Origin of the sequence: Chitinophaga ginsengisegetis (assembly GCF_900168065.1) — a bacterium.
In the GTDB taxonomy this organism is placed as follows: Bacteria; Bacteroidota; Bacteroidia; order Chitinophagales; family Chitinophagaceae; genus Chitinophaga; species Chitinophaga ginsengisegetis.
Genome location: NZ_FUZZ01000002.1, coordinates 160,317 through 178,912, shown reverse-complemented (window position 1 = coordinate 178,912; position 18,596 = coordinate 160,317). Strand labels below are relative to the sequence as shown.

Annotated in this window: 18 protein-coding genes; 12 read left to right on the top strand and 6 right to left on the bottom strand. The window is 48.2% G+C overall.

Annotated features, from left to right (window positions below; translation table 11 throughout):
* A complete protein-coding gene (locus B5Z18_RS14450) occupies window positions 1–324 on the bottom strand; it encodes a hypothetical protein (protein ID WP_079470196.1) in 324 nt (107 codons plus the stop codon).
* 143 nt (window positions 325–467) lie between these two features.
* Here B5Z18_RS14450 and B5Z18_RS32520 point away from each other — a divergent pair, with 143 nt between their 5' ends.
* The 5 genes from B5Z18_RS32520 to B5Z18_RS14430 all read left to right on the top strand — a co-directional run bounded on the left by B5Z18_RS32520 (window position 468) and on the right by B5Z18_RS14430 (window position 5,543).
* Window positions 468–635 (top strand): hypothetical protein, encoded by a 168-nt coding sequence (locus B5Z18_RS32520; protein WP_159454310.1) that lies wholly within the window; start codon window positions 468–470, stop codon window positions 633–635.
* Window positions 636–762: 127 nt separating this feature from the next.
* Window positions 763–1,107 carry a hypothetical protein gene (locus tag B5Z18_RS14445; RefSeq protein ID WP_079470195.1) on the top strand — a complete coding sequence of 115 codons (345 nt, stop codon included), beginning with the start codon at window positions 763–765 and terminating at the stop codon, window positions 1,105–1,107.
* Window positions 1,108–1,683: 576 nt separating this feature from the next.
* Window positions 1,684–2,541, top strand: coding sequence for a sugar phosphate isomerase/epimerase family protein (locus tag B5Z18_RS14440; protein WP_079470194.1), 858 nt, complete (start codon window positions 1,684–1,686; stop codon window positions 2,539–2,541).
* 27 nt (window positions 2,542–2,568) lie between these two features.
* Complete coding sequence (locus tag B5Z18_RS14435; protein WP_079470193.1) at window positions 2,569–3,933, top strand: Gfo/Idh/MocA family protein; 1,365 nt, start codon at window positions 2,569–2,571, stop codon at window positions 3,931–3,933.
* 167 nt (window positions 3,934–4,100) lie between these two features.
* A complete protein-coding gene (locus B5Z18_RS14430) occupies window positions 4,101–5,543 on the top strand; it encodes an arylsulfatase (RefSeq protein WP_235015932.1) in 1,443 nt (480 codons plus the stop codon).
* Between the two features lie 8 nt (window positions 5,544–5,551).
* Here the strand turns inward: B5Z18_RS14430 and B5Z18_RS14425 are convergent, their stop codons facing one another.
* Entirely contained in the window at window positions 5,552–6,541 is a 990-nt protein-coding gene (locus B5Z18_RS14425) for an aldo/keto reductase (protein WP_079470192.1), read from the bottom strand.
* A 135-nt stretch (window positions 6,542–6,676) separates the two neighbouring features.
* Here B5Z18_RS14425 and B5Z18_RS14420 point away from each other — a divergent pair, with 135 nt between their 5' ends.
* From B5Z18_RS14420 to B5Z18_RS14400, 5 genes are all read left to right on the top strand, one after another.
* Window positions 6,677–7,582 carry a helix-turn-helix domain-containing protein gene (locus tag B5Z18_RS14420; protein WP_079470191.1) on the top strand — a complete coding sequence of 302 codons (906 nt, stop codon included), beginning with the start codon at window positions 6,677–6,679 and terminating at the stop codon, window positions 7,580–7,582.
* A gap of 57 nt (window positions 7,583–7,639) precedes the next feature.
* Window positions 7,640–8,068, top strand: coding sequence for an SRPBCC family protein (locus tag B5Z18_RS14415; protein ID WP_079470190.1), 429 nt, complete (start codon window positions 7,640–7,642; stop codon window positions 8,066–8,068).
* A 130-nt stretch (window positions 8,069–8,198) separates the two neighbouring features.
* Window positions 8,199–9,245, top strand: coding sequence for a type II asparaginase (locus tag B5Z18_RS14410; protein WP_079470189.1), 1,047 nt, complete (start codon window positions 8,199–8,201; stop codon window positions 9,243–9,245).
* An 18-nt stretch (window positions 9,246–9,263) separates the two neighbouring features.
* The gene (gene aspD, locus B5Z18_RS14405) at window positions 9,264–10,907 is read left to right on the top strand and encodes an aspartate 4-decarboxylase (protein WP_079470188.1); all 1,644 of its coding nucleotides are present in this window, start codon (window positions 9,264–9,266) and stop codon (window positions 10,905–10,907) included.
* A gap of 104 nt (window positions 10,908–11,011) precedes the next feature.
* Window positions 11,012–11,578, top strand: a complete 567-nt coding sequence (locus B5Z18_RS14400) for a YceI family protein (RefSeq protein WP_159454309.1) — start codon at window positions 11,012–11,014, stop codon at window positions 11,576–11,578.
* A gap of 83 nt (window positions 11,579–11,661) precedes the next feature.
* Here B5Z18_RS14400 and B5Z18_RS14395 read toward each other — a convergent pair whose 3' ends face one another.
* Window positions 11,662–12,102, bottom strand: coding sequence for a carboxymuconolactone decarboxylase family protein (locus tag B5Z18_RS14395; protein WP_079470186.1), 441 nt, complete (start codon window positions 12,100–12,102; stop codon window positions 11,662–11,664).
* A 91-nt stretch (window positions 12,103–12,193) separates the two neighbouring features.
* On the opposite strand from B5Z18_RS14395, the gene pdxR reads away from it, so the two are divergent.
* A complete protein-coding gene (gene pdxR / locus B5Z18_RS14390) occupies window positions 12,194–13,660 on the top strand; it encodes a MocR-like pyridoxine biosynthesis transcription factor PdxR (protein WP_079470185.1) in 1,467 nt (488 codons plus the stop codon).
* Here pdxR and B5Z18_RS14385 read toward each other — a convergent pair.
* Window positions 13,654–16,269: a putative LPS assembly protein LptD gene (locus B5Z18_RS14385; RefSeq protein ID WP_079470184.1), complete on the bottom strand. Its 2,616-nt coding sequence runs from the start codon at window positions 16,267–16,269 to the stop codon at window positions 13,654–13,656. The two genes, pdxR and B5Z18_RS14385, sit on opposite strands and share 7 nt — an antisense overlap.
* Window positions 16,270–16,358: 89 nt before the next feature.
* On the opposite strand from B5Z18_RS14385, the gene B5Z18_RS14380 reads away from it, so the two are divergent.
* Complete coding sequence (locus B5Z18_RS14380) at window positions 16,359–16,730, top strand: winged helix-turn-helix transcriptional regulator (protein ID WP_079470183.1); 372 nt, start codon at window positions 16,359–16,361, stop codon at window positions 16,728–16,730.
* 18 nt (window positions 16,731–16,748) lie between these two features.
* Here the strand turns inward: B5Z18_RS14380 and B5Z18_RS14375 are convergent, their stop codons facing one another.
* The gene (locus tag B5Z18_RS14375) at window positions 16,749–17,150 is read right to left on the bottom strand and encodes a hypothetical protein (protein ID WP_079470182.1); all 402 of its coding nucleotides are present in this window, start codon (window positions 17,148–17,150) and stop codon (window positions 16,749–16,751) included.
* A gap of 24 nt (window positions 17,151–17,174) precedes the next feature.
* A complete protein-coding gene (locus B5Z18_RS14370) occupies window positions 17,175–18,572 on the bottom strand; it encodes a DUF4302 domain-containing protein (protein ID WP_159454308.1) in 1,398 nt (465 codons plus the stop codon).
* Window positions 18,573–18,596 lie beyond the last annotated feature (24 nt).

The window sequence follows — 18,596 nt, the reverse complement described above, 5'->3', positions numbered from 1 at the left end:
TTATTTTGCGGCGGCGATGACCACACCTTTTTGTAAAATAGATTTTTGTCCTCCGTTTGTATAATATACCACCGGCTTGATCACATTTACTATTTCCATGTCCGGCGACATTTCGCCGGTGATGCTGGCTTCGTAATCCACCCGTGTTTCCCGGTAAGGTTCGCCCAGTGGGTTGAGGATGGTATAACCTGCTTCTTCAAAATGTTGTTTAATCCGGTCTATATTACGTTGCAGGGATAGCAGCTCCGGTTTGGCACTTGTTTTCTTGTCCAGTTCAAAAACCTGGTTGATGATCCGGATATGCAGGGTAGATAATGGGTCCATTATTCAAATGCTGGTCTAAGCAAATATATGGATAATTTAATCTGTTTTCCGGAAGTTACCGGGGCGTTTTATTTAACTTTATATCCCTCGGGGTATCATGCAAACTCAGGATTGCCTTTGCCTGGAAGTAAAAAAATAAGAAGATGCGTATAGGAATTATCATCATCGTTGCGCTGGCAGCTATTGCGCTGATCGGGTTCTTAATTGTAAGGAACCGTAAAGACAGGAAAGAGCTGTTACCTCCGGGAGCGACGGATGATCCTGTGGAAGAAAGGAGAATGGATGATCAAAGGGGAAGGGATAAAGTATAAGAAGCTGTACTGGAGCAAGGACTGCAGGCTATGCAGTGAATGAAATGAAGAAGGATAATTTGTAACAGCCATTTTTTTATTTACTGTTTGTCGGAATTTATGGGTATATTAATATAAAAAAAGAAAGATGAAGATTACCACCTCAAAAATACTTCCTTCCATTAACGAACTATCAGAAACCCTGAAGCAAAAGTTCTCCGGCAGGTATTCTTATGAGCTATTTGATTTTGGTAACAAGCAAAGTATTTTTGTGGAGAAATCTGCTTTTGTATCCATCCAGGTAACAAAAGAAGAAAACGAAATTGTGATAGAGAGAATGACTAAGCCATCTGTTCTCACAACCATGTTCTTTTTACTGGACCTTATCACTACGGGTAGTGGCAATCTGCTGCACCGGCTTTTACCTTTTTATTCAGAACAGAGAAAGCTTGAACAGGAATTAGGTACTTTTTTAAAACAGGAGTATAATTAGTCAGCGCTTCTTTCTGCTTTCCTTCCCATATAAATTCAACATGCCTTTATTTCGTCAGGCTATTCCGATGAACCTAACATACAGGCTATGATTTGTTAATCGCTGCGTTCCTGCAGGTGTTTTACCAATCATAGCCTGTGTTGGTTTTTAGACGGATAAAATTATTATTTTAGGCAGTCAATATAAGAAATGGCGTTAAAATACTATTAGCCTCAGGGGCCTAAGTGTATGGGGAGTGTATGGGGAGTGTATTGTGAGTGTATTGTGAGTGTATGGGAACTGTATAGGGAGAGTATGGGGAGTGTATAGTGACTGTATGGGGACTGTATAGGAACCATATAGGGAGTACGACACATACACGACTCCTAAGTATCTGAGAAGTATCCGGGAAGTATCGGAGAAGTATGCAGGAAGTAATCCGCATAAAGCTTAAATCTCCCCTTTAAGGCTGAGCCTGGGGAAAATATGGAACGGTAACCCCCTGTTTTTCCGCCTGTCGTCTTTTTGTTTTGTTTTTCCGGAATTAGATATTATCTTAATGCTGTTCCGTTTTTCCACATAAACATACCAGACGTTATGAAAACTTGGTTGCTACTGCTTTTTTCTGTTATCTTCTCTCCATTTTTGCAATCGAATGCACAGTCGTTACCGGCTATTGGCATCTGCACTTCTTTTTCCAACGACAGTCTCGCTGCGGCCACCGGGTTTACTTTCCTGGAAGAAACGGTCCGCAAGATCCTGTCGCCCGCACTGAGCGAGGCGCAGTTCAGGGAACAGCTGCACGCCATCCGCAACAGCAAGTGCAAGATCCAGACTTGCAATGTATTTATCCCGGGAACCATGAAGCTAACCGGCAACGAAGTAAACGAAGCCAATGTGCTGGGATACGTGGACTCGGTGATGCAACGGGCAAAAATTGCAGGAGTAAAGCTCATTGTGCTGGGCAGCGGGGAAGCCCGGAAAATACCGGAAGGCGCCGACCGGGGAAAATGCAAACAACAGTTTATTCAACTATGTCGTAAAATGGCGGTGGTAGCTGCAAAGTACAATATCATCATCGCTATGGAAAACCTCAATGCCACGGAAACCAATTTTGTGAATACGCTGGCAGAAGGAAATGAGATCGTTACAGCCATACAGCATCCTAACTTCCGGCTTACTGCAGATATCTATCATATGCTGAAAGAGCATGAATCGCCTGCCAGCATAGAAAATGCAAAGGCGGTACTGGTACATTGCCACATCGCGGAACGGGATAAACGCACACCGCCCGGTGTTGCCGGAGACGATTTCCGGCCCTATTTTGCCGCCCTGCATAAAATTGGATATACCGGTCGTATTATGATGGAATGTCGCTGGGACGACCCTGCCAGGCAGTATAAACCAGCCTTTGATTACCTGGAAGGTCAACTGAAAGAAGCTTACGCCAAATAAACCACACACTATAAAAAACGCCTTTATATGTCTGAATCAAAAAAAACAAGACGGGAATTCCTGCAACAGTCGTTACTGGCAGGAGCCGGTATCACGATCAGTGCTATGGGAATGCCCGCCAGCAGCTATGCCCGCATCATGGGCGCCAACGACCGGGTAAATGTGGGACTGGTAGGATTTTCCGATCGTGCACGCCAGGCCCTGCTGCCATCTTTCTTTAACAACAATAAGGAACTGAACTTTGATCTGATCGCTGTATCTGATATATGGAACCGCCGCAGGGATGAAGGAAAAGCTTTCCTGCAGCAGAAAACGGGTCATAACGTACAGGCATGTATGAATAATGATGAGCTGTATAATATCAAAGGACTGGATGCGGTATTTATCGCCTCCGCCGATTTTCAGCATGCTTATCATACCATTGAAGCGGTAAAGAATAAGTGCGATGTATACAGCGAAAAACCTTTCGCGGAAACAATGGAAGACGCCCGCAGCGCCCTCAAAGCCGTGAAAGACTCCGGCCGTATTATGCAGGTGGGTACGCAGCGCCGCAGCGGTCCGAGCTACCACTCCGCTGCCAACTTCATCCAACAGGGAAAATTTGGTCCTATTACGATGGTGGAAATGACCTGGAACGTAAATCAGCCAGGCCGCTGGCGCCGCCCGGACCTGGTAAAGTCCATCAAGGAATCGGATACCGACTGGAAACGCTTCCTGGCCGGCCGCCCGCAGGATAGCTGGGACCCGCGCAAGTACCTCGAATACCGCCTCTTCTGGCCTTATTCCTCCGGTATCTTCGGGCAGTGGATGACACACCAGATAGATACGGTGCATTGGTTCAGCGGATTGAAACATCCACGCAGCGCAGTAGCTAATGGCGGCATTTATATGTGGAAAGATGGCCGCAAAAACCCGGATACTCTCACCGCCGTTTTCGACTACGGTCCGGAAAATGATCCTTCCAATGGCTTCCAGGTAATGTACAGCAGCCGTTTCCACAACTCTGCCGGCGGCACCAAAGAAATTTATTATTCCAACGGAGGCACTATTGATATGTCTACCAACAAAATAAGCGCTACCGGTGGCCTCACCGAAAAAGAAGCGCAGGAAATGGGCATGCACGCTAACCTGCTGACGCCTCAAACACTCAGCAACGAAGAAGCTGCTGCTACCAGCGCCAACACCGGTGGCGATCCGCTCACCAATGCGCACGTACGCAACTGGATGACGTGTGTGCGTGAACGTAAGCAACCCAATGCACCGATAGAAGCAGCCTACTCACACTCTATTGCACTCATCATGGGTAACGCGGCCTACCGCACCGGCATGAAAGCCACCTTCGATGAAGCAACACAGGAAGTGATGGTAGGAGGTAAAGTATTTAAAATGTAAAAACATATTGTGAAGCGGAGGGAGACAATCCCTCCGCCTAAACAATTTCAGTGCAGGCCCCACCCGCTGTTGCCGGATATCCTGCTTTGCTACCAGCGCCATTGTTGTAAAAAGACCGGAATACTTTTGTATTTTGGACCAGCGAAGTAATTGCAAGGTATAGCACAATGAACATGAAAATTTTTAACACACTACTGCCTGTTGCAGCAGGGCTCATCCTGTTAACCGCACCAGTGGCGGCACAGCAAAAAAAGGCGACTCCTCCCAATATTGTTTTTATTCTTGCGGACGACCTGGGTTATGGCGACCTGAGTGCATATGGTCAGCGTAAATTCAGCACGCCTCACATCGATCAGCTGGCAAAGCAGGGTATGCGGTTTACACAATTCTACGCCGGAACATCGGTATGCGCACCTTCCCGCGCATCGCTGGTAACAGGGCTGCATACAGGACATACCTTTATCAGGGGCAACAAGGAGATCCAGCCGGAAGGACAACAACCTATAGCCGACACCGTTACAACGGTGATGGAAGTACTGAAAAAAGCCGGGTATACTTCCGGTATCTTCGGTAAGTGGGGACTGGGCCCGGTTGGCTCGGAAGGCGATCCGCTGAAGCAGGGAGCCGACCGTTTTTATGGTTATAACTGCCAGCGCGAATCGCACCGCTTTTTTCCAACACACCTGTGGGACAACGATACCAAAGTGGTGCTGGAACAAAACGGCCAGCTGGAACATATGAACACCTATGCACCGGACCTTATCCAGCAACAGGCGCTCCGCTTCCTGGACGACAACAAAAACAAACCTTTCTTTTTATATCTCACCTACACCCTGCCACATGCGGAGCTACAGGTACCGGATGACAGCCTCTTTCAGCATTTTAAAGGCAAATTTGAAGAGAAGCCCTATAAAGGCAACGACTACGGCCCAAACGCCACTGTGCCCGGCTATGCCTCCCAGCAATATCCGCATGCTACTTTTGCCACAATGGTTACCCGGCTGGATAACTACGTAGGGCAGGTGATGGCGCGTTTAAAAGAACTGGGCTTAGATAAAAATACCCTGGTGATTTTCACCAGCGATAACGGCCCGCATAAAGAAGGCGGCGCCGATCCGGCTTTCTTCAACAGCAGCGGAGGTTTCCGCGGGGTTAAACGCGACCTGTATGAAGGCGGTATCCGCGAACCGTTTATTGCACGCTGGCCCGGTAAAATCAAAGCCGGCAGCTCCAACAGTTTCCAGGGTGCATTCTGGGACATTATGCCTACACTGGCACAGCTCACCAACGCACCGGCCGTACCTTATACAGATGGCGTATCGCTATTACCTGCGCTTACAAGCGGGAAAGGACAGCAGCAACATAACTATCTGTATTGGGAATTCCATGAAGACGGTGGCCGTCAGGCTGTGCGGGAGGGAAACTGGAAAGCGGTGCGCTTGCAGGCAGCGCAACACCCTGATGGGCCTGTGGAACTCTATGATCTTTCCACAGACCCGGGAGAAACAAAGAATATGGCAGCAGCCCGTCCGGATATTGCGCGCAGACTGGCTGCCCATATGAAGGAGGCGCATGTGGAAACCGCGTTGTTCCCCTTCCAGGAAAAGTAGCGGAACGCTTAACTCTTATCTACCAGTTTGTTCATTGCTTCAGTATACCGTTCCCCGGTGTTGGGATATTTCTGCAGCAATTCTTCCAGGTTTTGCAGATCAGCAGCTGTTAAATCTACATCCACTGCACCGGCGTTATCCAGCAGGTATTTTCTCCTTTTGGTGCCGGGAATAGGAATGATATTTTCGCCCTGTGCCAGCACCCATGCCAATGCCAGTTGTGCAGTGGTACAGTTTTTACCGGCAGCCAGTTCCGCAAACCCGGCGGCCAGCAGGCGGTTGTTTTCCGCATGTTCGCCCTGGTAACGGGGGAGTGATTTGCGGAAATCGTTGTCGGCAAGATTGGCAATATCAAGGTCGTTGGTCACCAGGCCACGTGCAAGCGGACTGAATGGCACAAAGCTGATGCCCAGTTCCTTGCACGCTGGCAGGATCTCTTTCTCCACGTCTCTTGTCAACAACGAGTATTCGCTTTGCAATGCGCTGATAGGATGTACGGCATGCGCTTTACGCAAAGTGGTAGCCGACGCCTCGGAGAGGCCGAGGTAGCGTACCTTTCCTTCCTTCACCAGTTCGGCCATAGCGCCTACCATTTCTTCCACCGGCACATTCGGGTCGATGCGGTGTGCATAATATAAATCAATCACATCCGTTTGTAATCTCTTTAAGCTGGCTTCCACAGCCTTTCTCATGTAGGCGGGTGAACCATCGAATTGTATGGCACCGGGCGAAGCAGGAGAAGAAGTAAAGCCAAATTTGGTGGCAATAAATATCTTGCTGCGGTTAGGCTTTAATACTTTGGCGATCAGTTCTTCATTTTTGCCGGCAGCATACACATCCGCTGTATCCCAGAAATTGATCCCGATTTCCAGGGCCTTTTCCAGGGTGGCAATGGATTCCACGTCGTCCGGCGTGCCGTAGGCATAGCTCATACCCATGCAGCCCAGTCCGATGGCTGACAATTGCACGTCTGTTGTTCCTAGTGTTCTGTACTTCATATGATGTAATTTCGGGTTGGTGGTAATTCAAAGGGGCAAAGATAAGCGGCGTAATACCTGCATACTTGTAGTTATTACAGTATTAATTGTGCAAATCAAAGATACCCCGTAATATTCGTATTTTTAGGACCCATTATGAACCACGATAAACAACATCAGTTAGTTACCGCATTCAGCGTTACCGATATCACAGACTGGTTTTGTGATGATATCCGCTTAACGCATACTGTTTCCCGTTACACAAAACCCGATAAGATACGCGCCAGCAACGATACCGATGTGGTACGCCTGCATTTCGGCATGAAAGGCGACTATGCGTTTTCGTATAAACAACTGGACCGTTCTTTTGACCTGATCGGCGGGCATCACAACATCATGTACTCAAATGGCTTTGAGATTGAAATAACGCCCAAAGCCACAGAAATAGAAACATTCGGGATCCAGTTCTCCAAAAAACAATTCCTGGAATTTACTGAAAAGGGGAATGAACATCTGCAACGGTTTTGTGAAGCGGTGCTGAGTGGAAAAAGCGTATTGCTGTCTGAAAACTGGGGTCCCATTGATGCCGGTATCCAACAGGTGATTGTGCAAATACTGAACTGCCGTTTTTCGGGACAGCTGAAGAAATTATTCCTCCTGTCGAAGAGTATTGAATTGCTGGTGCTATCGGCCGAAGCATATAATTATACCGCGAAGAAAGACATCTTTATAAAAAATAAAACAGACAAAGAAAAGATCATTGCAGTAAGAGACCTGATCAACGACCGGCTCACTAACCCGCCCGGCCTCAGTGAAATAGCGCAACTGGTAGGACTGAATGAATATAAACTCAAACGTGGTTTTAAAGAAACATTTAATTCCACGGTGTTTGATTATCTCACCGGGCAACGCTTGCAGCTGGCCAACCAATACCTGCAGGACACCCAGAAAACTTCTGCTGAAATAGCCTATGAGCTGGGCTATTCCACACCACAACATTTTAATAATGCCTTTAAAAAGAAATTCGGGGTTACTCCCAATTCCGTTAGAATTAATCCGTAAAATGCAATCCGCCGGAACAGCGGTTGCTTAATATTGTACTATCAAAAACAATGTATTATGGACAAGCAGTTAAAACTTTCGGAAACCATCAGTATCAACGCCCCTGTTGCAAAAGTATGGGCCGCCATCACTGATAAGGCACTGATCAAAGAATATTTTTTTGGAACAGATGTTATCAGCGACTGGAAAGTGGGCAGCCCGGTGATCTGGTCCGGTGAATGGGAAGGAAAACACTACGAAGAAAAAGGTGAAGTACTGGCAGCGGAGCAGGATAAGAAATTGTCTTTCACTTACCTGAGTTCCGGTAAAGAAGATAAACCGGAGAATTATTCCGTTATCGTTTATACGTTGAACAGTAACGGCAATGGCGCTACCGGCTTTGCCGTGAGCCAGGAAAATTTTGAAAACCAGGAAGCCTGCGATCATTCGCGCGATAACTGGCAGCAGGTGCTGGCCGGCCTGAAGAAGGTAGCGGAGAAAGCGTAACTATTTTTTACATGGTATGTAATAAGAAAGGGGAAGGCCGGTGGTCTTCCCCTTTCTTATTGAACAATCCGCAAACTTCCGGTGTTCTATTATCCTGACCATTCCACCAAACAATCTAAAGGTGTTACATATGAAAACCGTCTGTACTTTAATCATTGTATTATTTGTCTGTATCTCATCCATTGCCCAGAAACCCCGTGTGATCATCCTGGCCACCGGCGGCACTATTGCCGGCGAAGGCGCCTCCGCCGACAGGGCCGCTTACACAGCAGGCAAGGTGCCCATTGCATCTTTACTGAAAGCGGTACCGGGTATTGAGAAAATTGCAGCTATTACCGGCGAACAGATCGCCAACGTAGGCAGCCAGGATATGACCATTGATATCTGGATGAAGCTGAATAAGCGGATCAATGAAATATACGCCAATAATGAAGCCGATGGTATTGTGATCACGCATGGTACCGACACACAGGAAGAAACCGCGTATTTTCTGAACCTCACTGAACGTACCGATAAGCCGGTGGTGCTCACCGGCTCTATGCGCCCCTCTACTGCTATCAGTGCAGATGGTCCCAAAAATTTATTTGATGCTGTAACCGTGGCTGCTAGCCCTAAATCTGCCGGACGTGGCGTACTGCTGGTGTTTAATGAAAGTATTTTTGATGGCCGTGATGTATCGAAAGGGAATACTACCAAAGTAGATGCCTTCTATGCGCCCAACCTGGGGCCGCTGGGCCAGGTGTACGATGGCCGGGTGGCCTACTACCAGAGCGCCATGCGGAAAGCAAATAAAGAAACACCTTTTGATATTGCGGGTGTTACGTCATTGCCGAAAGTAGGCATCGCTTATATGTATGCCGATGCGGACCCGGTAGCCATTAACAACTTTGTAAAAGACGGGTACAAAGGAATTATCATTGCCGGTGTAGGCAACGGTAATTTCAACAAAGCATTTTACGACGCTATTGCGGAGGCGATAAAGAAAGGCGTGGTGGTAGTGCGTTCCAGTCATGTTGGCTCCGGTCGCGTTACCCAATATGATGAAGTAGACGACAAAACACTGGGCACCATTGTGAGCGATGACCTCAATCCGCAGAAAGCCAGGATCCTCCTGATGCTTGGACTTACCCAAACTTCAAACAGGGATATGTTGCAGAGTTACTTTTTCACCTATTGACCCGACAAACATTATTTTATGGGACTGTCTTATATCAAAACTACCGTTGCAGAACAACGTGCATTACAGAAATTAAGCCCTTTTGAACTGAAGGATACGCTGATTTCACTGGCACAACAAACCGCACAGAAAAGTATTGAGGTAATGCTGAATGCAGGGCGTGGTAATCCTAACTGGACGGCCTCCACACCACGGGAAGCCTTCTTCCTGCTGGGGCAATTCGGTATAGCGGAATGCCGCCGTAATATGCGGGAGGAGCATGGCTTTACCGGCGTGCCTGAAAAGAGTGGCATCGCCGACCGGTTCAAAAGTTTCCTGGCCCTGCATAAAGATGCTCCCGGCGCGGCGCTGCTGCAACAGGCATATTTATACGGACAAAATGTACACCAGTTTAACGATGATGCCTTTGTATTTGAACTGGCAGAAAGTGTGATCGGTAATGAATACCCGGTGCCTGGCCGCATGCTGGCACATATGGAGCCGATTGTGCATGATTATATTGTACAGGAGATGTGTGGCGGGGAAAAGTCGAAAGGTAAATTCGACCTGTTTGCCGTGGAAGGCGGCACGGCGGCGATGTGTTATATCTTCGATTCACTGATGCAGAACAAATTGCTGAAACAAGGATCAAAGATCGCTTTGATGGTGCCTGTTTTTACGCCCTACCTGGAAATACCGGAACTGGACCGCTACCAGTTTGAAGTGGTATATATCAACGCGAAGGGCGAAACCAAAGAAGGCCGGCATACCTGGCAGTACCCGGATGAGGAACTGGAAAAATTAAAGGACCCCGGCATCCGGGTGTTGTTTTGTGTAAACCCCAGTAACCCGCCATCGCGGGCCCTGGCGCCTGCAGCGTTGGATAAGCTGGCAAAGATTGTAAAGAAGGATAACCCTCATCTGATGATTGTAACGGATGATGTATACGGCACTTTTGTGAATGGCTTCCGGTCGTTGTTGTCAAAGATCCCTTACAACACAATCTGTGTATACTCTTTCTCCAAATATTTTGGTTGTACCGGCTGGCGTTTAGGCGTGATCGCTATTCATGAAGACAACATCTTTGATGAGCAGATTGCCGCCCTGCCTGCCGCTGCTAAAAAAGATCTGGCAAAGCGCTACAGTACTACTACATTGCACCCGGAAAAAATGAAGTTCATCGACCGCATGGTGGCGGATAGCCGACAGGTGGCGCTGAACCATACAGCCGGATTGTCGTTGCCGCAGCAAACACAAATGACTTTATTCAGCCTGTTTGCGTTGCTCGACAAAGAAAACAATTACAAACAGGTAGCGCAGGCGTTGGTGCATAAACGGCTGAAGTTATTGTGGGATAAGCTGGAACAGCCGCAGCTGGATGATCCGCTGAATACCGGGTATTATGCTGAAATAGATATTGCATCGTGGGCGTCGAAAATTTATGGAGATGATTTCCTGAAATGGTTGCAGAAAAAAATGCAGCCCACGGATATCCTTTTCCGGCTGGCGGAAAAAACGGCGATTGTATTGTTGAATGGTGGGGGCTTTGCCGGTCCGGAATGGTCGGTAAGGGTATCGCTGGCCAATTTACCTACCGATGCGTATACATTGATAGGGGAAAGTCTTACTGAAATTATGCACGAATACGTGAGCGCCTACAAAGAAGAAACCGGTAAAAAATAGCTTTTTTTTCATAATGATAGATGTACGGCAGGTGGCATTGCAAGGGCTGCCTGCTGTTTTTTTATGATTTGGTAATAAGCGGGGAATTAGCCAACTTAGCAGGTATGAAAGCACCCGCAAACGCACGGCGTATATGGTTGTTATGCCTCCTGGCATTTTGCAGTATTTCTGCACAGGCGCAGCACTATGTTCCTACAGACGCCGGTTCCAAAGTACAGTTTACCATTATCAATCACCTGATCTTTACTTCTACGGTGAATGGCTATTTCAAAGGATTGAAAGGGAGTATCCGTTTTGATCCCCATGACCTGAAATCGTCGTCGATAGATGCGACCGTGGCTGTAAATACGATCAGCACCGGTATTGGTAAACGCGACAGGGACCTGCTGGAGGAGAAGTATTTTAATGCGGCGAAATATCCGGTGATGCGGATTGTTTCCACCGGCATTGCAGCTACGGATAAGCCCTCCACTTACCAGCTCACTGCGGCGCTTACCATCAAGGGAATTACGCGGACCATCACTTTTCCGTTTACGGCAGTGGTATCTGCTGAGGCGGTGCAACTGACCGGTAAGTTTACCATTAACCGGAAAGACTTCCAGGTGGGGCCAGACAATGCCATTGATGATAAGCTCACAGTAACGCTGAATGTACAGGCAAAAAAACAGTAACGGTGATACGCCGTGTGCCCGTACACGGGTATCATCCTCAGCTTCGCTGCGGGCAGTTTTTACAGATACCATATTGTTGGGTTTTATTGACCAGGAATACGCCGGGTAGTGATCCCGATGCGATCCCACGCATTAATAATATTGACTGCCATAATCAGTTGCGCAGTGCCATTCAAACCAAATGTGGCCAATGCTTTTTCATAGGTTTCATCGGTAAGTCCTTTCTCGCTGATAAGCGTAATTTCTTCCGTCATAGCCAGGATGATCCGCTCTTCTTCCGTGAACTGTGGCGATTCCCGCCATACCGGGAGCAGTAGCAGGCGTTGCGTGGTTTCGCCTGAGTTAAGTGCGTCTATACTATGTTTATTTACACAAAAAGCGCAGCCGTTGATCTGCGAGGCGCGTATTCTTATCAGCTCATGATGGAGCGGAGCAATGCCGGTGGTAGCAAGATATTTTTCCAGCCCCAGCATCGCGGCGTATGCGCCGGGTTCCGTTTCGTTCATCAAAAATCTGGTTGTCATCGTCAATTGTTTTGTATTAAAAATGATCCTGCAAATTTACCGGCAACTGGAGTATCTTAGTAGTCCACTTTACAATTGTTAAGTAGTCCAGATGCTGCCATTTAAAACGCTCATACAAACAGATAAAACGCTGAAGCTGCCGGTGTACCAGCAAATCGCCAACCGGCTCATAGGGCTTATCCAGGAAGGGATCTTAAAGCCGGGGCTATACCTGCCCGGCAGCCGGGTGCTGGCGTTACAACTGGCGCTGCACCGGAAAACGGTGATTGCAGCGTATGATGAGCTGGTAAGCCAGGACTGGCTGGTGGCGGTACCGCGCAAAGGGGTGATGGTAGCAGGCAATTTACCGGTAATACGACCCCGGACTTATCGCGGCGCGGTATCTCCTTATGAAGATGCGGCGGCGTTTTCGTTTCATCAGGTTCCTTCCATAACGCTGGCCAGTGTGAAGCCGGTTACCGGTGCACTGGTCGTCAATGATGGCTTCCCGGATGCACGGCTGGCGCCTCTTACCGACTGGGTAAAGGAATGCCGTTCGGTGATTGAAAGCCCGCGGTATCACAAGCTGCTGATGTATGGAGGCGCTACTGGCCTGGAATCGCTGCGTAAGCAAATGATGGAGTATCTTTCTGATACCCGCGGATTAAATATCAGTTTGCCGCATATCATGATTACCCGCGGCGCACAAATGGCTATTTACCTGGCTGCTGCATTACTCATCAAAAAAGATGACCTGGTGATTGTTGGTAGTCCGAACTATTTTTTCGCGGACCTCTGTTTTGAACAACGGGGCGCACAGCTGTTACGGGTGCCGGTAGATGAAGAGGGGATTGATGTAGATATGATTGAACAATTATGCAGCAAACGGAAAATAAAGATGCTGTACCTGATTACGCATCATCACCATCCTACCACGGTTACGCTGAGTGCAGCGCGGCGAATGAAGCTGCTGGCGGTTATCCGGAAGTATAAACTGCCGGTGATAGAAGATGATTACGATTATGATTTTCACTATAGCTCGGCGCCAATTTTACCATTGGCCAGTGCGGATCATGGCGGTAATGTGATTTATATCGGGTCGTTTACAAAGTCGCTGGGGCTGTCTATCCGTATCGGGTTTATGATTGCGCCTGCGGATTTTATTAAGGCCGCCGCCGACTTGCGCCGGCTGATGGACCTGCGCGGGGATAACCTTTCCGAGCAGGCATTGGCCAATCTGTTTGAGGATGGTACCATCGACCGGCATCTTAAAAAATCAAATAAAATTTATAAAGAAAGACGGGATCTGCTTTGTCACTTATTGCGCACCAAACTTGGCGACGCGGTGAAGTTTACGGTTCCTTCCGGCGGAATGGCTATCTGGTTGCGCTTCTCCAAAAAATATCCGCTGAAGAAAATTGCAGCAAAGGCAGCAGCACTTGGTTTGCAGATGACAAGCGGCGAGCAATACCACTACGGCGCTTCGTCGCAGAATGCGCTGCGTTTGGGTTTTGCGTCGCTCAACAATAAAGAAATTGCGGCGGTAGTAGGAACACTGGAAAAGGTGTTGTTCTACTGATCATAGAACTGCCTGGATCGGTTAAGCCGCAAATCCTTCAGGATGCTGGCTTTGGCGCTGATGGTGAAACTGAACTGCCGGTAAGTACCAAACGGAATCAGGTTGATGGAGAGATTGAAATCGTGCAGGTCGCGCGAGATATACATGTTGGTGTACGCGATTTGCATGTTGGTAAAATCGAAGCCACTGTTCAAACCGATCTTCCATTTGGGTGTGAGACTAAAGTCGCCATTAAAACTCACATATTGGGTGATCCGCTTTACCACGCCGCCAGAGTCGGGGATGATGGTGTTGGTATAAGATAAACTATAAGAAAGATCTATGCGCCAGGGGATATCGAAATCCACGTATTCGCCCGGATTGTTACGCACCATCTGCAACTGCCGCTGTTGTGCCGCAAAAGCGGCGTCTGCGCCCTGTACATTCTCCAAAGAGTCGATCTTCTGTTCCTTTTCCTTGCTCTTTGCATCCTTCGACTGGAACGAAGTGCTCAGGGAAACGCTGGCATTGGTTAAACGACCCAGGCTGATTTTGCCCTGCTGCCATACGTATTTATCGAGGCGGCGGCCGCGGGCGTCTACCTGGTAGGGATCGAGGTTACCGCTGGCGGAGATATTCAGTTTATCGAACAGGTTGGTGCGGGCATATAAACTGAACGTAGATAATTTAAAGGAGTCGGCTACCAGGTTATAGCTGCCGTTGATCCCAAAACCATCCAGCAGTTTTATTTTCTTTTCATGACGTCCGGTTGTATCTTTTTTCGAGAATACTTTCATCTCCAGGTTATTATCCAGTCCGAAGTTAATACCTCCGAAAGCGCCTGGGGAAGGCACTCCTATGATGGCGCCATCGAAATCGGACACCATTTGTTTGTCGCCCTCCTTGTTGTACTGCAGCTCATGATAATACTGGCTGGAAAGATCCGGGCGGTAGCTTACACTCATCGTGGGCCGCATCACATGACGGATGGCTTTTATCTTCGAGTTTTTGTTAAACGTATACATGCCGTACATGGCGGTGGACAGCGACATGCTGGCGCTGATATCGCGGGCACTGTAAAAGCCCGGAATATAAGTGGTGTCAATAGCGCCACCCGCGGTGTCCGATCCGAGGTTCTTTTTATTGGGGTCCCACTTGCGGATAAGTTTCTTGGTGTACCAGTATTCTGTGTAGTTGATGCCAGGTGATAACGTAAATGTTTTAAACACCGGGATAGAAAACGAGATCGGGATATTGTGCTGCATACCTGTTTGCATGGCGTCAAACATCGCTTGCTTTCCAAACAGGGAATCCTTGAAATTAGCCTGGTTACGCAGGATAGTATTATAAGAGATGCCAATTTTTTCGTACCACTTTGGTGCGCCCACCATTTCCTTTGGCTGGAAAGGGTAGATGGTGTTCACGGTGAAAGTCGCATCCGGGAAAGAGATGGACACATCGCGGGTGCTGAGGTTTTGCGAATGGTTCAATCCCATTGTAAGGTTATAGGGTTTGCCCTGCCAGGTTTTGGAGAACGTGATAGATGACCCGATGTTATTGTTTACGCGGGTATTGTAATCAAATACATTGTATTTGTTATAGGAAGATGTACCAAAGTTTACTGCCGCACCAAAGTTCACGCCAGGGCGGGCCTTGCTGTCCATACTGTGGTTCCAGGTTACGCGGAAATCTTTCGAGGTACTGAACTCTGATTTTACTTCCGGGTCGCCGAAGCGGGTGTTGGCAAAGTCGAAGTTAAAGCCCCCGTTGTATTTATATCTTTTCCGGTAGGTAGGACTGGCCTTGATCCCCCAGCTGCCGTACGAGTAGAGGTCTATCCGGGTAGTGAGGTCGAAGTTGTCGCCCAGGCCGAGATAGTACCCGCCGTTTTCCAGGCCGATTCCCTTTTGCTGGTTCACCACGTATTGTGGCGGCAGTATCCCTGAGCGTTGTCCCTGGGTGATGGGGAAAATGGCGAACGGGATAAACAAAGGTGTGGGAATGCCTTCAATTTCCAGGTTAGCCGGACCGGAGATCACCAGTTTATCGGGGATCACTTTTATTTTACGGGCGCGGAACTGGAAGTGCGGGGTATCGAGATCGCAGGTGGTAAATGTATTTTTAAAGCCGAAGATGGTGTTGTCCGGCATCCGTTTGGACTGCTGGCTGGTGATAAATCCTTCTCCGTATACCGACCGGGTATTATAAATTTTTGCTTTACGGGTGGTAATATTAAACTGCATGGTATCTGACTCAAAGCTTTGCCCGTTGTCGGTCATAACAGGGCGGCCAATGGCTTTGCCGGCGGTGTCGTTTACTTTAGTGGCTTCCACCATGCCGTTTTCCTGGTCGAAGCTGATACGTTCCGCGGTGATGTTGGTTTCTTTGTATTTGGTATCGCCGCTACCGTACAGGAGTATACGTTTTTTGGGTATCTGCATTACGATAGAGTCTTTCGCTTTGTAATGGATGGGGGCATCCATGCTATCGGGTGAGGCGATGGGCAAAGTATCAGCGGGGAGGCTGTCCAAAGCATCCGGTGAAATAATGAGGGCTGTATGAGGCACGCCTGCGGCAATAAGAATGAGGGCAATCAGTAAAACCGAAAGTAGCTGGCAAAGTATTTTCATGTATGCAATTGGATGGCATCCGTTGAGCGAAAATAGTACCGGAATGGTTATGTTTGCCTCGTGTAACCGGTTACAAAAAGGATACTGACATGGAACATTTAAGTGAAAAGGAATGCAAATCAGCCGGGATGGCTGTAAGAGATACTTTAGAAACCATCAGCGGAAAGTGGAAGCTGTTGCTACTTTTAACATTTTATAAAGGAGGCAGGCGTCGGTTCCGTGAGTTGGTGAAAGAATTAAACATTTCACCGAGGGTACTTTCAAAGGAATTGCAGGAGCTGGAAATGCATAAACTGGTAAGTCGTACGGTGTGCGATACGCGGCCGGTGACAGTGGAATATGACATTACGCCTTACTGCAAAACACTGGCGCCGGTGATTAGTGCAATGAAAGAGTGGGGAGAGCAGCACCGCGCGGAAATTCTCGGCAAGAAAAATACAAGTGAAAACGGAGGGGAATGATCCCCTCCGTTTTTTATTTTAGTAGAATAATCCTCTTAACAGGTTTTTCTTATCGTCGAGTGGCGGCTTTGACGCCATGAATGCGGACATCTGTTCGCTGTTCAGCACTGCGGCGAGTTTTGTTTTAAAGTCGTTGAACAGGGCAGGTTGCTGCTGCCTGTAAACGCTGAGGTCTTGTTTGTTAGCCAGCGCCAATGTTCTTTTGGCGTCGAGATAATTCAGTATTATTTTATTTACCTGTGGTTTCTGCGCATCGGTCACCGCAATGTTTCTCAGGTAGATCATGCTATAATCGGTATTGGCCCTTGTTTGCTTATAGCCTTCCTTTACCTGGTTAACCGGCGACGGGGTACTTTGTTGGGCCTGTGCCAATTTGCCGCCCAGCAGGGTTATAACAGCTATGAAGAATATCTTTTTCATCTGATAAAAATTTTAATAATAAAATTACTGGTGGTTCCATGATATCCAGCCCAGTGCGTCGCCGGCAGTCACCATATCCATTGTAGTTCCATCTGCTTTACGTACAATATAAAAGCCTGCGGAGTTGGCAAAATAAGGCGGCGCTGTTTTACCGGTATTAAAAACGTTATTGGTAGAAATAATGGCCGGAGGATTCACGATTGGATCGCCACCATCGAGCATTTCGAAGGTAAGACGGCCACCACTCTGTAAATATGGATACGCCACTCCGCCCGCAAACAGGTAGGGGTAGCCGTTAGTAGCTCCTACGAAGAACGGCGACAACACATCGTAAAAGTCGCCACCGCCTGCATCTACCAGGCCCGGGTAATATACATACCTGTAGTAGGTTCGGCCCGGAAAGGTAAGTCCCCTGATATTGTAAGCGTCATCCACTCCGCTGATGTGGAAGCCCGGAATAGTAAGCCAGGGGTTGTCGAGCCCTTCATTGTAGAAGGCGATCGCGATACCTGGTTCCGGCGATAGCGGCGCCAGAGCGGGCGCAATGGTAGCAGCAGTACCATTGACAGTGGCGCTGATGGTGCGGCTGCCTGCATTCCAAACGAGATTGTCGAGGGAGCGAACCGTGAGTCCACCAACAGTAACGGGTTCCTGTAGTATGATGCTGGTGGGCGCGAACTGGCAGCCGACATTGGTAATAGTTTGACTGCCTGTTGTTTTAATATCGAACGATCTGCCGCCTACGCCGGGAGTTATTTCGAAGATGACGCCGCCAACGTTCACCCGTTTGAAATATTCGAGGATCTTATTGAAGGTGCTGTAAGAACCGAACCCGCTGGTAGTGAACAGCGTTTGTTCTGCCTGCGTGGCCTTTACCATCACCGCTTCCGCCTGATTCAGGTTGCCTTTCAAACGGATGGTGTCTCCCAGTTCCGATGCGGCTACGTTGTCTGCAAAAGAAAATTCAAAATCGGTTCCCCATCCGAAGCCTGATCCGAAAGGACTGTTGGATATGCTACCATCCGGATCGCAGGGAAGGTGAACATAGCTATAGGTATCAAAGATCAGCGTTGGGCGTTGGTTAGCTTTGATGCGGTAGCCGGTATTGTTAAAAACAGTGGCAGCTCCAATGTTAAAATCCGACAGCATAGACACCTGGCTGTTTTTATCGAATTTCATATAATAGGAGAATACCGCTTTAGGCCCGTTGCGGGTAACGCCGCCATTGGTGGAGGTACCGTTGGTGTACTGGGTAACCACCCATCCGTAGGGGGCGTCGGTAAGCTTTTGCTGATAGGTGGCCAGGGCCTGTGCTATTCTCACATCCGTTGGTATCCCATCTATATTAAGGTCTGATTTCCTGTCGCACGCAGAGAGCATCACTGCTATGCCGAGGAAATAATATATCCATATCTTTTTCATAAATAATAATTCAGGGTGATCAAC

Bases quoted from the DNA above. Each gene is read 5' to 3' on its own strand.
- B5Z18_RS14450 (WP_079470196.1), bottom strand. From the start codon at position 324: ATGGACCCATTATCTACCCTGCATATCCGGATCATCAACCAGGTTTTT.
- B5Z18_RS32520 (WP_159454310.1), top strand. From the start codon at position 468: ATGCGTATAGGAATTATCATCATCGTTGCGCTGGCAGCTATTGCGCTG.
- B5Z18_RS14445 (WP_079470195.1), top strand. From the start codon at position 763: ATGAAGATTACCACCTCAAAAATACTTCCTTCCATTAACGAACTATCA.
- B5Z18_RS14440 (WP_079470194.1), top strand. From the start codon at position 1,684: ATGAAAACTTGGTTGCTACTGCTTTTTTCTGTTATCTTCTCTCCATTT.
- B5Z18_RS14435 (WP_079470193.1), top strand. From the start codon at position 2,569: ATGTCTGAATCAAAAAAAACAAGACGGGAATTCCTGCAACAGTCGTTA.
- B5Z18_RS14430 (WP_235015932.1), top strand. From the start codon at position 4,101: ATGAACATGAAAATTTTTAACACACTACTGCCTGTTGCAGCAGGGCTC.
- B5Z18_RS14425 (WP_079470192.1), bottom strand. From the start codon at position 6,541: ATGAAGTACAGAACACTAGGAACAACAGACGTGCAATTGTCAGCCATC.
- B5Z18_RS14420 (WP_079470191.1), top strand. From the start codon at position 6,677: ATGAACCACGATAAACAACATCAGTTAGTTACCGCATTCAGCGTTACC.
- B5Z18_RS14415 (WP_079470190.1), top strand. From the start codon at position 7,640: ATGGACAAGCAGTTAAAACTTTCGGAAACCATCAGTATCAACGCCCCT.
- B5Z18_RS14410 (WP_079470189.1), top strand. From the start codon at position 8,199: ATGAAAACCGTCTGTACTTTAATCATTGTATTATTTGTCTGTATCTCA.
- aspD (WP_079470188.1), top strand. From the start codon at position 9,264: ATGGGACTGTCTTATATCAAAACTACCGTTGCAGAACAACGTGCATTA.
- B5Z18_RS14400 (WP_159454309.1), top strand. From the start codon at position 11,012: ATGAAAGCACCCGCAAACGCACGGCGTATATGGTTGTTATGCCTCCTG.
- B5Z18_RS14395 (WP_079470186.1), bottom strand. From the start codon at position 12,102: ATGACAACCAGATTTTTGATGAACGAAACGGAACCCGGCGCATACGCC.
- pdxR (WP_079470185.1), top strand. From the start codon at position 12,194: ATGCTGCCATTTAAAACGCTCATACAAACAGATAAAACGCTGAAGCTG.
- B5Z18_RS14385 (WP_079470184.1), bottom strand. From the start codon at position 16,269: ATGAAAATACTTTGCCAGCTACTTTCGGTTTTACTGATTGCCCTCATT.
- B5Z18_RS14380 (WP_079470183.1), top strand. From the start codon at position 16,359: ATGGAACATTTAAGTGAAAAGGAATGCAAATCAGCCGGGATGGCTGTA.
- B5Z18_RS14375 (WP_079470182.1), bottom strand. From the start codon at position 17,150: ATGAAAAAGATATTCTTCATAGCTGTTATAACCCTGCTGGGCGGCAAA.
- B5Z18_RS14370 (WP_159454308.1), bottom strand. From the start codon at position 18,572: ATGAAAAAGATATGGATATATTATTTCCTCGGCATAGCAGTGATGCTC.